This window comes from Curtobacterium sp. TXMA1, from assembly GCF_020162095.1.
Taxonomy (GTDB): Bacteria; Actinomycetota; Actinomycetes; order Actinomycetales; family Microbacteriaceae; genus Curtobacterium.
Window position 1 is genome coordinate 3,319,194 of sequence record NZ_CP083910.1, and the last position, 12,982, is coordinate 3,332,175.

The window sequence follows — 12,982 nt, forward strand, 5'->3', positions numbered from 1 at the left end:
TCTCCAGTGCACGGACAGGTGAGGGAACGGTAACCCCTGCGGGCTCAGCCGTCCAGCACCGCGTCGATCGCACGGGCCGCGACCGTCCGGAAGGCGTCGTCGTCCGTCACGGCGAGCGCCGACGCGATCGAGACCGCCCATCCGCGGGCACGGGTCCAGGTCGCCTGGTCCGCGTCGACGAGCGCGCCGAACGTGCGCCCGCCGGCGTCGTCGAACGTCAGCCAGCGGGTAGCGAGGTCGACCGCCGGGTCCCCCGCGGTCAGGTCGCCGAAGTCGACCACCGCCGACAACCGTCGGTCGCCGAGGGGCGCGGGCTCCACGAGCAGGTTGAACGGGTGCAGGTCGCCGTGCACCCAGACGGGAGGCCCGGTGTACGTCGAGGCCCCGGCCGCGGTCCGCCAGAGCGCGGCCAGCTCCACGGCCCGGGGCACGTCGTCCGTCGCCAGTCGCGTCAGGACGGCGTCGCTCCGCGTCGCGAGCGGGACGGCGCGGACCGGGTTCACCGGAGCGTCCGGCGGGGCGGGCACGTGCAGGCGGGTGACCACGGCGGCGAGGTCGCGTGCCACCCGGACGCCCTGGGCGTGCTCCCCCGCGGGGCGACCGGGGAACCAGGGCACGACGCTCCACGCCCACGGGTACCCGAGCGCCGGACGGCCGGTGCGGACGGGCTCGGGGACCGGGACGACGTCGCCCACCAGCGCGGCGATCGTCGGCAGCCAGCGCTGCTCGTGCTCGACCAGGGTGGCGGCGGCCGCACGGCGGGGCAGCCGCACGGCCAGGGAGTCCCCGGCGCGCACCACGACGTTGTCCCAACCGCTCGCGACGATCCGCAGCGGCAGGTCGGCGAGGTCCGGGTGCTGGTCGTGGAGCAGCGCGGCGACGAGGTCGACATCGACGTGGAACTCGGCGGCCGGGGTGCCCATCACGCCAGGGTAGGGCGGTGGCGCGATCCCCGCGAACGTGGGGCTGCTGCGGAAACGTACTCCTTGGTATCCTCCAAGAGGAGCGACGTGGGTGTCCCTGGGGGGACCCGCGTCGCTCAGGCTTCTCCGGGGGTGCCGGTTCGTCCGGGTGCGCTGGTGGCTCCGGGAGTGCTGGCCTCCCCGGGGCGCTCCGGCTCGATGATCGCCACGAGTCGTGGGACGTCCGCCCGGGTCCGCTCGCTGGCGATCGCCGACAGCAGCACCGTCCACAGCTCACGGAGCCGCTCGAACAGGTCGGCGCGGTCGTGCAGCATGTCCGAGAACATCTGGACGCCCGCCACCGCCGGGCTCACCACGTGGCCGATCATCCTCGGGTCCCACGACGGGTCGACCTCGCCCGCGTCGATCGCCCGCCGGACGATGTCGGCGGTGTGCTCGACCCAGTGGTCGTACGGCCGGTCCCGCGGTATCACCCGGGCGTTCGGGTCGGTGGCGAGCCGGAGTCCGGCGCGCACCACGACCTCCCGTGTCATCTGCGACGCCACCCCCTGCGACATCCACATCAGTGACTCGAGCGGCGAGGCCGACCGCGCAGCCGCGACCTCTGCGTAGCGCCGCGAGATCTCGTCCTGTCGGGCGATCACCGCGCCCGCGATGTCGACCTTCGACCGGAAGTGGAAGTACAGCGCGCCCTTCGTCATGCCGGCCCGCTCCGCGATGCCGTCCATCGACGCCCCCACGAAGCCGCGCTCGTCGAACTCGGCCGCCGCAGCCTCGATGAGGGCCGCGCGGGTCGCCACCGCCCGCTCCTGCCTGATCCGGCCGTCCTGCGCCATGCCGTCGATGGTAGCCAGGAGGCACTGCTCGAAGGGGGCCCTCAGGGGACCCCCCGGAGTGCTGCCGTACGGTGACCGCCATGGAAGGAAGGCTGGAGCCCGGGCGCTGGGCACGCGTGGGACGGTGGCTGCTGCTGCCGATCGCCGTGCTCGACTGGGTCGCCCTCGCGCCGCAGCCCGTCGTCGTCATCGCCTTCCTGATCGCCGTGCTCGGCATGGTCGGCATGGTCGGCGCGCTCGTCGTCCGGATGCTCCACCGGTCCCGCGGCGCGATGGCCGGACTCGGGGTGGTGCTGCTCCTCGGCGGGCTCGTCGTGCTCGGGCTCGACCCGTTCCCTGGCACCGTGCCGTTCCTCGACCCGTGGTGGCCGGACGCGATCACGCAGCCCCAGGTCGTCGGCAGCGCCTACTGGAAGACCGCGGGCCTCGGCATCGAGCTCGCCGGCGTCGCGCTCCTGGCCACGCTGCTCGTCGCCACCGCGACCGGACGCCCGGCCCCGCGGGACCGCTGACCACCCGCTCCCGGCGACTCCGCGCGGTCAGGTGCGCGTGAGCACCACGACGGCGACGTCCGCGGCGCCGCCGCCGGCCGGTACGAGCGACCGGACGTGCGCGACGAGGTCATCGGGGTGGGCCGCTGCCGCCGCCGCGAGGGCCTGCACGTCACCGATCCCGTCGAGCGCCAGCGTGCCGTCGGTGACGAGCACCAGCCGGTCCCCCGGCGCGAGGTCGAGCGCGCCGACGGTCCGGGGGACGGCCACGGGCTGCAGGCCGATCGGCAGGTCCGACGACCCCAGGGCGGTCGTGGTCCCGTCGGCACGGACGAGCAGCGCCGGCCCGTGTCCGGCGTCGGCCCACTCCGCGTGACCCGTCGTCGGGTCGAGGCGCACGTGCAGGACCGACCCGACGGCACCGCCGGCCGACAGGTCGGGGGCGAGTTGCGCCTCCAGGCCGGCGAGGGCGTCACGGAGCGGCAGGTCGCTGCGCGCGACGACCGCGGCCCGCACCGAGGCGGCGAGGAGCGCCGAGGCCCGACCTGCCGCGGCGACCGTCCCGACGGTGGCCTGGACCGTCCCGTCGGCGGCGACGCGCCAGTCGACCAGGTCGCCGCCGTGCTCGTCCGGCTCGAGGAACCCGTCCACCGCGGCTCCGGGTACCGTGACGGGCTCGGGCACCAGCCCGGTGAGCACCCGCCGCACCCGGCCCTGCTCGATCGAGTGTCCGAGCTCGCGTTCCGCCCAGCGCGCGAGGTCCCCGAGGAGCGCGAGGTCCTCGTCGGAGAACACCCGCGGCTCGGCGTCCATCACGCACAGCGTCCCCACGCGGGTGCCGTCCGGCATCGTCAGCGGCGCTCCCGCGTAGAACCGGACCCCGTACTCGGTCACGGCCGGCGTGTCGGCGAACCGGACGTCGAGGAGCGTGTCCGGGATCACCATGGGTCCGGGCGTCAGGACGGTCGTGGCGCAGAACTGCCCGGTGGCCGGCACGCTGGTGCCCTGCTGGAACCCGTACGTGGACTGCGTGGTGACGAGGTCGGCGTGCACCAGGTTGAGGAAGGTCAGCGGGACGCCGAACGCCTCGTGGGTCATGCGGGTGATGCGGTCGAAGCGCTCCTCCGGGCCGGAACCCAGGACGGCGAGCGCCTCGATCACCGCGGTGCGCCTGTCCGCACCGTCGAGCTGGTCGGTCATCCCTCCTGTGTACCCGCACCGGCGTCGAGGAACCAGTCCCGCGGGTGGGGGTCGGCGGTCAGCGCGCGCCGCGCGGACGTCGGCGCCGCCCAGGACGCCGCGTTCGCGAGCACCCGCTGGACGTCCGGGTGGTGGTAGACGGGGTACTCCTGGTCGCCCGGCGAGAAGTAGAAGACCCGGCCGAGGCCGCGGCGGTAGGCGACACCGGAACGGAAGACCTCGCCGCCGGCGAACGTCGACAGGAAGACCTCCTCGTCGGGGCGGGGGATGTCGAAGTACTCGCCGTACATCTCCTGGCGGTCGATGACGATCGGGTGCGGGACGCCGGCGGCGATCGGGTGCTCGGGGGCGATCGTCCAGACGAGCTCGCGCTCCCCGTCGTTGCGCCACTTCAACGAGCACGTGGTGCCCATCAGCCGGGTGAACGGCTTCGAGTAGTGCCCGGAGTGCAGCACGACCAGGCCCATCCCGGCGTGCACGGCCTCGACGACGCGGGTGACGACCTCGTCGGAGACGTCCTGGTGGGCGACGTGGCCCCACCAGAACAGCACGTCGGTCTGCGCGAGCCGCTCGGCGGTCAGGCCGTGCTCGGGCTCCTGCAGCGTGGCGGTGCTGACCGACGCCTCGGGGTGGAGCTCCCGGAGCGCGGCGGCGATCACGGAGTGCATGCCGTCGGGGTAGTGCCCGAGCACGGTCGCGTCGCCGCGGCTCTCGTGCACGTTCTCGTTCCAGACGACGATGTTCAGGGGACGGCTCTCGGTCGGCGCTGACATGCCCCCGACGCTACCCGCTCCCCCGGTCGAATCGATACGACCGCCGGTGTGTCGGGCTGTGGCGGGGCCGTGGCGGGACTGTGCGGGCGGCTGTCGGGACTTCTCCCGGACGGGTGCGCGACCATGTGGGCATGACCCCTCGCTCCCTGTTCCGTGCCGCTGCGGTGGCCGAACTCGTGACCTGGACGCTCCTGATCGCCGGCATGGTGCTGAAGTACGGGCTGGACGCCGGCGACCGGGGCGTGCGGATCGGTGGGAGCATCCACGGGTTCGTGTTCCTGGCGTACCTCGTGGTGACGACCGTCGTCGCGGTGAACCAGCGCTGGTCGGCCGGGGCGCTCGTGCTCGGCTGGGTCAGTGCCGTCGTGCCCTACGCCACCGTGCCGTTCGAGGTCGCGGTCGCCCGGCGCGGCATGCTCGCGGGGCCCTGGCGCCGATCGCCCGACGACCGCTCGGGGCTCTGGGACCGCCTGCTGTTCTTCGTGGTGCGTCGCCCGGCGGTGTCGGCCGGCATCGGTGTCGTCGCCGTCGCGCTGGTGTTCTCGGCCCTGCTGGTCCTCGGCCCCCCGGTACCGAAGGGCTGACGCGGCGCGCTGCTGCTGGCTCGCTGCCTCGCGACGTGCCGGGTCGCCAGGTCGCCAGGTCGCCGGGTCGACGGGTCGCCGGGTCGCCAGGTCGCCAGGTCGCACGACCCGCCGCCCGCGGTCGCTCGGGTCGCACGACCTGCCGCTCACCTTCGGCCGCGACGGCATGTCCTGCGACCAGAACGGACCGGGGCGGGGCGGGGCGGGGCGGACCGGCCGGGCCGGGCGGGCGGGCGGGCGGGGCGGGGCGGGCCGGGCCGGGCGGCGGGCGGGCCGACGACGGACGGGAGGCACGGTGCCGGCCGGCACCGCGCCTCCCGTCCGTCGTGGGGTGCGTCCCTACAGGGCGGCCAGCGCCTCGTTGAGGGTGGCGGACGGCCGCATCACGGCGTTCGTCTTCGCCGTGTCGGGGCGGTAGTACCCGCCGATGTCGGCCGGCTTCCCCTGCACCGCGTTCAGCTCGTCGACGATCTGCGACTCGTGCTCGTCGAGCTGCGCCGCGAGGCCCTGGAACGCCGCCGCGAGCTCGGCGTCCTCGGTCTGGCGGGCGAGCTCGTCGGCCCAGTACTTCGCCAGGTAGAAGTGGCTGCCGCGGTTGTCGATCGTGCCGATCTTGCGACCGGGCGACTTGTTCTCGTCGAGGAACGTCCCCGTGGCACGGTCGAGCGTGTCCGCCAGCACCTTCGCCCGCGCGTTGCCGGTCACACCGGCGAGGTGCTCGAACGACACCGCGAGCGCGAGGAACTCACCGAGGGAGTCCCAGCGCAGGTAGTCCTGCTCGACGAGCTGCTGCACGTGCTTCGGGGCCGATCCGCCGGCGCCGGTCTCGAACAGGCCGCCGCCGCCGAGCAGCGGGACGACGGAGAGCATCTTCGCCGAGGTGCCGAGCTCCATGATCGGGAACAGGTCGGTGAGGTAGTCACGGAGGACGTTGCCGGTGACCGAGATGGTGTCCTCGCCGCGGCGGATGCGCTCGAGCGAGAAGCGCATGGCGTCCTCGGGGGCCATGACCTCGATCTGCAGTCCGTCGGTGTCGTGGTCGCCGAGGTAGGTGCGGACGAGACCGATCAGGTTCGCGTCGTGCGCGCGCGTCTCGTCGAGCCAGAACACCGCGGGCGACCCGGTGGCGCGGGCACGCGTGACCGCGAGCTTCACCCAGTCGCGGATCGCGACGTCCTTGGTCTGGCACGCCCGCCAGATGTCGCCCTGCTCGACGTCGTGCTCGACGACCGTCTCGCCGGAGCTCGTGACGACACGGACCTTCCCGTCGCCCGGCAGCTCGAAGGTCTTGTCGTGCGAGCCGTACTCCTCGGCCTTCTGCGCCATGAGCCCGACGTTCGGCACGGAGCCCATGGTCGACGGGTCGAACGCGCCGTTCGCGCGGCAGTCCTCGATCACGGCCTGGTAGATGCCGGCGTAGCTCGAGTCCGGGATGACCGCGAGGGTGTCGTGCTCCTCGCCGTCCGGGCCCCACATGTGGCCGGAGGTCCGGATCATCGCGGGCATCGAGGCGTCGACGATGACGTCGCTCGGGACGTGCAGGTTCGTGATGCCCTTGTCGGAGTCGACCATCGCGAGCTCGGGGCCGGCGTCCAGGCCGTCCGCGAAGGCCTGCTCGATCTCTGCACCGTTCGGCACGCTGTCGAGCCCGGCGAGGATCGAGCCGAGGCCGTCGTTCGGGTTCAGCCCGGCGGCGGCGAGGTCGGCTCCGAAGCGCTCGAACACGGTCGGGAAGAACGCGCGGATGACGTGGCCGAAGATGATCGGGTCCGAGACCTTCATCATCGTGGCCTTGAGGTGCACCGAGAACAGCACGCCCTGCTCCTGCGCGGCAGCGATCTGGTCGCGGAGGAACGCCTCGAGCGCGCGGACGTGCAGGACGGTGCCGTCGACGACCTCGCCCTGCAGCACGGGGATCGACTGCTTCAGCACGGTCGTGGAGCCGTCGGCGGCCACGAACTCGATCGTCAGGGTGTCGTCGGCCGGCGCGATCCACGACTGCTCGTTCGAGCGGAAGTCGTCCTTGCCCATCGTCACGACGTTCGTCCGCGAGTCGGCGCTCCAGGCACCCATGCGGTGCGGGTGCTTGCGGGCGTAGTTCTTCACCGACAGCGGGGCACGGCGGTCGGAGTTGCCCTCGCGGAGCACCGGGTTGACGGCGCTGCCCTTGACGCGGTCGTAGCGGGCGCGGACGTCGCGCTCCTCGTCCGTCGAGGGCTCGTCCGGGTAGGCGGGCAGGTCGTAGCCCTGCCCCTGCAGTTCCTTGATCGCGGCCTTGAGCTGCGGGATCGACGCCGAGATGTTCGGCAGCTTGATGATGTTCGCCTCGGGCGTCTTCGCGAGCTCGCCGAGCTCGGCCAGGGCGTCGTCCAGGCGCTGCTCGTCGGTGAGCCGCTCCGGGAACTGCGCGATGATCCGGCCGGAGAGCGAGATGTCGCGGGTCTCGACGTCGACCCCCGCGGTGCGCGCGAACGCCTCGACGACCGGCAGGAACGAGTGGGTGGCGAGGAACGGTGCCTCGTCCGTGAGCGTGTAGATGATCTTGGCCATGCTGGCGGGTACTCCCTTGTTCGACCGTGCCGGACCTCGGTCCGTCCACGGTACTCGCGGCGCGGATTCTCTCGACGTCAAGATACCTGGTCCGGGCCCCGCCGTGGTGGGCGTCAGACGAAGATCCGGAACACCCGGACGCCGGCGGCACGCAGCCCCGCGGTGCCGAGCCGGGTCCGCATGCTCCGGAAGGGGCGCGTGAAGCCCGAACGGGCCGAGGCGACGCCGATCTGGTGGAGGACCTCGGACGTCAGCGTGCGCTCCACCCTGGGTGCGAGCCGGGTCACGCCCGAGACCGTGATGACGATGCGCACGGCGTTCGGTGCGAGCAGCGGCGCGATGAGCTCGGCGGCCTCCTGTGCCCGGTGGAACGCGGGGTCGTCGCCGGGACGTCGGATCGCGATGACGGCCAGGTCGGCGTCGGCGTGGTCGTGCGGGTCGGGCAGGTCGTCGACCCCGACGACGCGCATCCGAGCGGCGTCGACCCCCGCTCGGACGGCGGATGCGCGGAGCACGGGCAGCAGCTCCTGCGTGCCCGCGAGCACGACCTCGGCGGTCGCGAGGTCGATGGGTTCGTGTCGTTCCCGCGGCGTTCGGGCCATGGCGCAGGTCCTTCCGGTCGCTGGACTCGGACACTACCGACGAGACGCCCAGCTGGTACGCAGCGCCGGTGACACGGCGGCGGACTGCCAGCAGTTCGGTAACGGGGAGATCACGGAAGGGCCTGTACAAAGCGACAGACTCGTGCAGAATGGTCTGCGGCCATGACGACGACACACGACACCGACCAGCAGCAGCCGGAGACCCCGGTCGTGCACCTGTCCCGTCGCGCCGCCCTCGAGGCAGAGCGCGCCGCAGCCGGGAAGCCGGCCCGCCGCTCCCGCGCTCCCCGCCCCGCCCGCCCGGACGTCGCCCCCCGCGACCGCGAGCGACTCCCCCGCGCCCACGACCGCGAGCGGCTCTCCGGCGCCCACGACCGTCGCGGCGGCCGCTCCGGCTCCGCACACGGTCGCCGTCGCCGCACGCTCGGGCCGGCGCGCGACCGAGGCACGTGCGACCACCGAGCACGTCGACGCCCGCATCACCCGCGTCGTCCGTCGCACTGCCCCGAAGCCCTCCGCAGCACGACCCGCACGCGCGGGTCGCACGCACCGTGCCAGCCGGATCACGCTCACGAGCGCCGCCGCCGCCCTCGCGATGTTCGCCGCGTCCGCGATGCCCGCCCACGCCAGCGCCGGGACGTCGACCGCCACCTCGACCCTTGCCCCGCAGGTCCGCACGCAGGACTACGCCGTGACCCAGGCGGTCACGGCAGCCACGCTCGACCGTGACGACTTCACGGTCGGTGGCGGCCAGCAGGTCGTCGTCGCGGGCGACGGCAGCGCCGACGGGGCGGTCTCGTACGGCGGCGAGGTGCGCTCGCCCTTCCCGGGGCCGGTGCGGATGAGCTCGGGCTTCGGCTACCGCTCCGCCCCGTGTGCCGCGTGCTCCTCACTGCACCAGGGCCTCGACTTCAACCCCGGCATGGGCGCACCGATCGGTGCCGTCGCCGCCGGCAAGGTCCGGGTCTCGGGCACGTACTTCTCGTACGGCACCGCCGTGATCATCGACCACGTGATCGACGGCCGTCGGGTCTCGACGCTGTACGGGCACATGATCCCCGGCTCCTCGCCGCTGCGGGCCGGTGACACGGTCGCCGCAGGACAGTTCATCGGCAAGGTGGGCTCCTCCGGGGTCTCGACGGGTGCGCACCTGCACCTCGAGGTGCTCATGGACGGCGTGACCCCGATCGACCCCGAGGCCTGGCTCGAGGCGCGGATCGGCCGCTCGCTCACGATCTGACCCGGACGCACAGCACTCGCGCAGCACGGGTGCGGCGACGTCCCAGCAGTCCTGTGCAGGATCACAGCATGGACGATCACCACAGACCGCCCGCCCGTCGCCGATCCTCGGTGGTGACCTGCTGATGGACGCCGACACCTGGATCGCCTTCGGGCTCGTCATCCTCTTCGTGCTCGTCGGCGGTGTCTTCGCCGCGGCGGAGATCGCCCTCGTCTCGCTCCGCGAGTCCCAGCTGCAGCAGCTCGAACGTCGCGGCTCCCGCGGGGCCCGGGTCGCCGCGCTCGGCCGCGACCCGAACCGCTTCCTGTCGGCCGTGCAGATCGGCGTGACGGTCGCCGGGTTCTTCTCGGCCGCCTACGGTGCGTCGTCGATCGCCCCGGACGTCGCACCGCTGCTGTCCGGCCTCGGACTCGACCAGGGTGCGGCCGAGGCGGTCGCGCTGGTCCTGATGACACTGGTCATCGCCTACCTGTCGCTCGTGTTCGGCGAGCTCGTGCCGAAGCGCCTCGCCCTGCAGCGCGCCGAGGGCTTCTCGATGGCCGTCGCACCGACGCTCGACCGCTTCGCGACCCTGATGCGCCCGGTCATCTGGGTGCTGTCGAAGACCACGAACGGCGTCGTCCGGCTGCTCGGCGGCGATCCGGACGCCCGCAGCGAGTCGATGAGCACCGAGGAGCTCCGCGGCCTGGTCGAGGACCACGACGCCATCGACGCGCAGGGCCGACGCATCGCCCGGAGCGCGCTCGACGCCGGTGACCGGATCCTCCGCGAGTCGATGCGCCCCTGGTACGACGTCTCGACGATCGACGCGTCGCTGAGCATCGCCGACGCGACCGACCACGCCATCGAGGAGGGTCACACCCGATACCTGGTCACCGAGGGCTCCCGTGACGACGTCTCGGGCTTCGTGCACCTGCGCGACCTGCTCCGTCCGACCGACCCGACGGCGCCCGTCTCGACGCTCGTCCGCCCGGTGCTCGCGCTGCCGGAGACGAAGTCGCTGTCGAGCGCGATCGCGGACATGCGCACCGAGGGCCACCAGATCGCGCTCGTCGTGGACGAGTACGGCGGCAGCGCGGGCATGGTCACGCTCGAGGCGCTGCTCGAGGACCTGGTCGGCCGCATCAGGGACGAATGGGACGCAGCTGAGTACGACCCGGCTGCGGCCCAGGCCGACGGCATCGACGGTGCGACCGTGCTCGAGGACCTCGCCGCCGACGGGGGTCCGGAGCTGCCGGACGGCGACTACGAGACCGTCGGTGGGCTCGTGCAGGTGCACCTCGACCGGGTCCCGCAGGTCGGCGACGTCGTCGACGCCGGTGAGCACCGCCTCGAGGTCACCGAGATGGACGGGCACCGCGTGGCCCGGGTGCGGGTCACGGCGCGGACGGCGGACGCCGTCGCGGCGGTGCCGACGGCCACCGAGTCGACGCGCGCGGCCCCGCCCGTCGCCTGACCGGTCCGTCCACCGGACGGGAGGCGCGGTGCCGGCCCGCACCGCGCCTCCCGTCCGTCACCGGTCGCGTCGTGCTCGCGGGTCCAGCCGGTCCCGTGGGTCGCGCGGGTCCCGCAGTGCGGGACGCCCCGTCATCCGCAGGCGCCGCTTCCGGCGGCGTCTCGGTCGTTCGGCGGCGTCTCGCTCTTCCGCCCGCATCTCGCTCCCCCGGCGCCGTGGCGGGTACCGCCCGTGCCTGTCGCCGCGACCGCACCGCCACGTACGCTCGTCGCATGGGTATCGACGTGCGCAACGAGATCCGTGACTTCCTGTCCTCGCGACGGGCGCGGCTCACCCCCGACGAGGTCGGGATGCCGTCGTTCGGCGGCGGTGTGCGCCGCGTCCCCGGGCTGCGCCGCCACGAGGTCGCCATGCTCGCCGGGGTGAGCGTCGACTACTACACGCGGCTCGAGCGCGGGTCGCTCAAGGGCGTCTCGGACAGCGTGCTCGAGGGCCTCGCGGGTGCGCTGCAGCTCGACGAGGACGAACGGGTGCACCTGTTCGACCTGGCACGGCTCGCGAACGCGGGCGTCAAGGTCATGCACCGGAACGTGCCGACGCGGGTCCGACCGGGCGTGCAGCGCCTGCTCGACGCGATCACCGGCGCGCCCGCGTGGGTGCGGAACGAGCGCGGCGACGTCGTCGCGACGAACGAGCTCGGTCGCGCACTGTACGCACCGATGTTCGCGGGGCCCGGACGCCCGGTGAACACCGCGCGGTTCACGTTCCTCGACCCGGCCGCGCGCGACTTCTTCCCGGACTGGGCCGCCACCGCACGCGAGGCCGTAGCCGTCCTCCGTGCCGCGGCCGTCGCGAACCCCTGCGAGCCCGGTCTCGTGACCCTCGTCGGCGAGCTCTCCACCCGGAGCGAGGAGTTCCGCGGCTGGTGGGCGGCGCACGACGTGCGGGTGCACCGACGCGGCGGCAAGCGCATCGCGCACCCGATCGTCGGCGAACTGCAGCTCGACTTCGAGGCGCTCGAACTCGTCGCCGACCCGGGACTGACGATGTTCACGTACTCAGCGGAGCCGGGCAGTGAGTCGGAGCGGTCGCTCGCACTGCTGGGGACCTGGGCCGCGACCGAGCGGTCCGAGCGGCTCGCCGCCGTGCGGGCCGGCGAGGCGGAGCAGGACGACTGACCGGCAGGCGTCGCGCGTCCTGGGCGAGCGCGGTCGGACGGGGTCAGGGTGCCGTCGGCCCCGCCGGGCGGTCGCTCGTGTCCTCGTCGTCGCCACCCAGCGTGTCGACGAGCGCGTCCACACGGAGCCGGTCGATGCGCAGCTCCTTCTCGATCGCGGTCAGCCGCAGCACCCGGACCGCGGCGAACACCAGCACGATGAGCGCGATGACGAGCACGAGCAGCAGCAGCACGACCGCCAGGTAGACGAGACTGACGACGGCGAATCCCCCGGAGAGCATGCAGCGACGCTAGCAGGGACGCTCCGTAGGGTGGGGCCGGTGACGACCATGCCGGCGGACGGGGACCTCGCGGCGCTGGTGCGTCGACACCGCCGACCGGAGCCGTCGTTCGTCCGCGCGGTCGCGAAGGCACTCGGTGACGCCCACACCGTGCGTGAGGTGAGCCCGGGGCCGGTCTCGTACGTGCCCGCGGACCGCGAGCTCGTCGCCGACGGGGACGCCGACAGGGGTGCCGACGCCACGCTGCTGACCTTCCCGACCGTGGACGCCCTCGCCGCCCTCGCGCTGTCCGCCGGCAGCCGCGTGGTGGTGCTCGCGCGCGACCCGGACCGCCTGCGCGCCGGGTGGCTCGCCGCGTACGCGTCCGAGGTGGTCACCGCCGAGGTCCGGACCCTGCCGACCGTCGACGCACTCGCGTCACTCGTCGGACCGTCCGCCGAGGTCGTGCGCCTGCCCGTGCCCTTCACCTGCGTGGACGGCTTCAGCGAGGGGTACTACGCGCGACCGGAACGGCTGCTCGACGCCGACGTCCGCGCCGCCGATCCCGCCTGGCGCCTGGTCGACGACCTGACCGCCCGCCGCTCGGTCGCCGCCCTGCGCACCGCGCTCGCGTCTGGCGAGTGGGACGCCCGCTTCGGGGCACTCCGCCGGCAGCCGGTGCTCGACGGGTCGGTCGTCCTGCTGCGCTCCGTCCCCTGACCGTTCCGCGGCCACGACACGCCCGGCTTGACACGCCGTCGTAGGCTGGAGCCGTGAGTCAGCAGGAGGTGGTCGGCGCGCAGAGCGCCGGCATCAGGGCGTGACGCCCCCGGCTGTGCCCGAAGGCACGGCCGCGTTCGTCGAACCCTGACCACACCCCCGCCCGTGCG

The 12,982-nt window shown here is 73.5% G+C and carries 13 protein-coding genes; 6 read left to right on the plus strand and 7 right to left on the minus strand.

Going from position 1 to position 12,982, the window contains the following annotated elements:
• Nucleotides 1-44 precede the first annotated feature (44 nt).
• Both LCG91_RS15670 and LCG91_RS15675 read right to left on the minus strand, forming a co-directional pair.
• Nucleotides 45-923 (minus strand): aminoglycoside phosphotransferase family protein, encoded by an 879-nt coding sequence (locus LCG91_RS15670; RefSeq protein WP_224441954.1) that lies wholly within the window; start codon nt 921-923, stop codon nt 45-47.
• Nucleotides 924-1,039: 116 nt separating this feature from the next.
• The gene (locus LCG91_RS15675) at nt 1,040-1,759 is read right to left on the minus strand and encodes a ScbR family autoregulator-binding transcription factor (RefSeq protein ID WP_224441955.1); all 720 of its coding nucleotides are present in this window, start codon (nt 1,757-1,759) and stop codon (nt 1,040-1,042) included.
• Between the two features lie 80 nt (nt 1,760-1,839).
• Between LCG91_RS15675 and LCG91_RS15680 the strand changes: the two genes are divergently transcribed.
• Nucleotides 1,840-2,271, plus strand: a complete 432-nt coding sequence (locus LCG91_RS15680) for a hypothetical protein (protein ID WP_153001741.1) — start codon at nt 1,840-1,842, stop codon at nt 2,269-2,271.
• Between the two features lie 27 nt (nt 2,272-2,298).
• Here LCG91_RS15680 and LCG91_RS15685 read toward each other — a convergent pair whose 3' ends face one another.
• Nucleotides 2,299-3,450: a PP2C family protein-serine/threonine phosphatase gene (locus LCG91_RS15685; RefSeq protein ID WP_224441956.1), complete on the minus strand. Its 1,152-nt coding sequence runs from the start codon at nt 3,448-3,450 to the stop codon at nt 2,299-2,301.
• Nucleotides 3,447-4,223, minus strand: coding sequence for a ThuA domain-containing protein (locus LCG91_RS15690; protein WP_202596818.1), 777 nt, complete (start codon nt 4,221-4,223; stop codon nt 3,447-3,449). Before LCG91_RS15690 ends, LCG91_RS15685 begins: the two co-directional genes overlap by 4 nt.
• A gap of 131 nt (nt 4,224-4,354) precedes the next feature.
• Here LCG91_RS15690 and LCG91_RS15695 point away from each other — a divergent pair, with 131 nt between their 5' ends.
• Nucleotides 4,355-4,807 (plus strand): DUF3817 domain-containing protein, encoded by a 453-nt coding sequence (locus LCG91_RS15695; protein WP_224441957.1) that lies wholly within the window; start codon nt 4,355-4,357, stop codon nt 4,805-4,807.
• A gap of 339 nt (nt 4,808-5,146) precedes the next feature.
• On the opposite strand, the gene LCG91_RS15700 is transcribed toward LCG91_RS15695, so the two are convergent.
• A complete protein-coding gene (locus LCG91_RS15700) occupies nt 5,147-7,357 on the minus strand; it encodes an NADP-dependent isocitrate dehydrogenase (RefSeq protein WP_224441958.1) in 2,211 nt (736 codons plus the stop codon).
• Between the two features lie 113 nt (nt 7,358-7,470).
• Nucleotides 7,471-7,959, minus strand: coding sequence for a hypothetical protein (locus LCG91_RS15705; protein ID WP_058729541.1), 489 nt, complete (start codon nt 7,957-7,959; stop codon nt 7,471-7,473).
• Nucleotides 7,960-8,572: 613 nt separating this feature from the next.
• Between LCG91_RS15705 and LCG91_RS16490 the strand changes: the two genes are divergently transcribed.
• The 3 genes from LCG91_RS16490 (at nt 8,573) to LCG91_RS15720 (ending at nt 11,833) form a co-directional block, all read left to right on the plus strand.
• Nucleotides 8,573-9,199: a M23 family metallopeptidase gene (locus LCG91_RS16490; protein ID WP_318010444.1), complete on the plus strand. Its 627-nt coding sequence runs from the start codon at nt 8,573-8,575 to the stop codon at nt 9,197-9,199.
• A 124-nt stretch (nt 9,200-9,323) separates the two neighbouring features.
• Nucleotides 9,324-10,655: a hemolysin family protein gene (locus LCG91_RS15715; RefSeq protein ID WP_224441959.1), complete on the plus strand. Its 1,332-nt coding sequence runs from the start codon at nt 9,324-9,326 to the stop codon at nt 10,653-10,655.
• A gap of 272 nt (nt 10,656-10,927) precedes the next feature.
• A complete protein-coding gene (locus LCG91_RS15720; protein WP_058729056.1) occupies nt 10,928-11,833 on the plus strand; it encodes a helix-turn-helix transcriptional regulator in 906 nt (301 codons plus the stop codon).
• Nucleotides 11,834-11,876: 43 nt separating this feature from the next.
• Here the strand turns inward: LCG91_RS15720 and LCG91_RS15725 are convergent, their stop codons facing one another.
• A complete protein-coding gene (locus tag LCG91_RS15725) occupies nt 11,877-12,113 on the minus strand; it encodes a hypothetical protein (protein ID WP_058729055.1) in 237 nt (78 codons plus the stop codon).
• A 48-nt stretch (nt 12,114-12,161) separates the two neighbouring features.
• Here LCG91_RS15725 and LCG91_RS15730 point away from each other — a divergent pair, with 48 nt between their 5' ends.
• The gene (locus tag LCG91_RS15730) at nt 12,162-12,812 is read left to right on the plus strand and encodes an SAM-dependent methyltransferase (RefSeq protein WP_224443170.1); all 651 of its coding nucleotides are present in this window, start codon (nt 12,162-12,164) and stop codon (nt 12,810-12,812) included.
• The last annotated feature ends 170 nt before the right edge of the window (nt 12,813-12,982 follow it).

Bases quoted from the DNA above. Each gene is read 5' to 3' on its own strand.
- LCG91_RS15690 (WP_202596818.1), bottom strand. From the start codon at position 4,223: ATGTCAGCGCCGACCGAGAGCCGTCCCCTGAACATCGTCGTCTGGAAC.
- LCG91_RS15670 (WP_224441954.1), bottom strand. From the start codon at position 923: ATGGGCACCCCGGCCGCCGAGTTCCACGTCGATGTCGACCTCGTCGCC.
- LCG91_RS15715 (WP_224441959.1), top strand. From the start codon at position 9,324: ATGGACGCCGACACCTGGATCGCCTTCGGGCTCGTCATCCTCTTCGTG.
- LCG91_RS15685 (WP_224441956.1), bottom strand. From the start codon at position 3,450: ATGACCGACCAGCTCGACGGTGCGGACAGGCGCACCGCGGTGATCGAG.
- LCG91_RS15680 (WP_153001741.1), top strand. From the start codon at position 1,840: ATGGAAGGAAGGCTGGAGCCCGGGCGCTGGGCACGCGTGGGACGGTGG.
- LCG91_RS15675 (WP_224441955.1), bottom strand. From the start codon at position 1,759: ATGGCGCAGGACGGCCGGATCAGGCAGGAGCGGGCGGTGGCGACCCGC.
- LCG91_RS15725 (WP_058729055.1), bottom strand. From the start codon at position 12,113: ATGCTCTCCGGGGGATTCGCCGTCGTCAGTCTCGTCTACCTGGCGGTC.
- LCG91_RS15720 (WP_058729056.1), top strand. From the start codon at position 10,928: ATGGGTATCGACGTGCGCAACGAGATCCGTGACTTCCTGTCCTCGCGA.
- LCG91_RS15700 (WP_224441958.1), bottom strand. From the start codon at position 7,357: ATGGCCAAGATCATCTACACGCTCACGGACGAGGCACCGTTCCTCGCC.
- LCG91_RS15695 (WP_224441957.1), top strand. From the start codon at position 4,355: ATGACCCCTCGCTCCCTGTTCCGTGCCGCTGCGGTGGCCGAACTCGTG.
- LCG91_RS15730 (WP_224443170.1), top strand. From the start codon at position 12,162: ATGCCGGCGGACGGGGACCTCGCGGCGCTGGTGCGTCGACACCGCCGA.
- LCG91_RS16490 (WP_318010444.1), top strand. From the start codon at position 8,573: ATGCCCGCCCACGCCAGCGCCGGGACGTCGACCGCCACCTCGACCCTT.
- LCG91_RS15705 (WP_058729541.1), bottom strand. From the start codon at position 7,959: ATGGCCCGAACGCCGCGGGAACGACACGAACCCATCGACCTCGCGACC.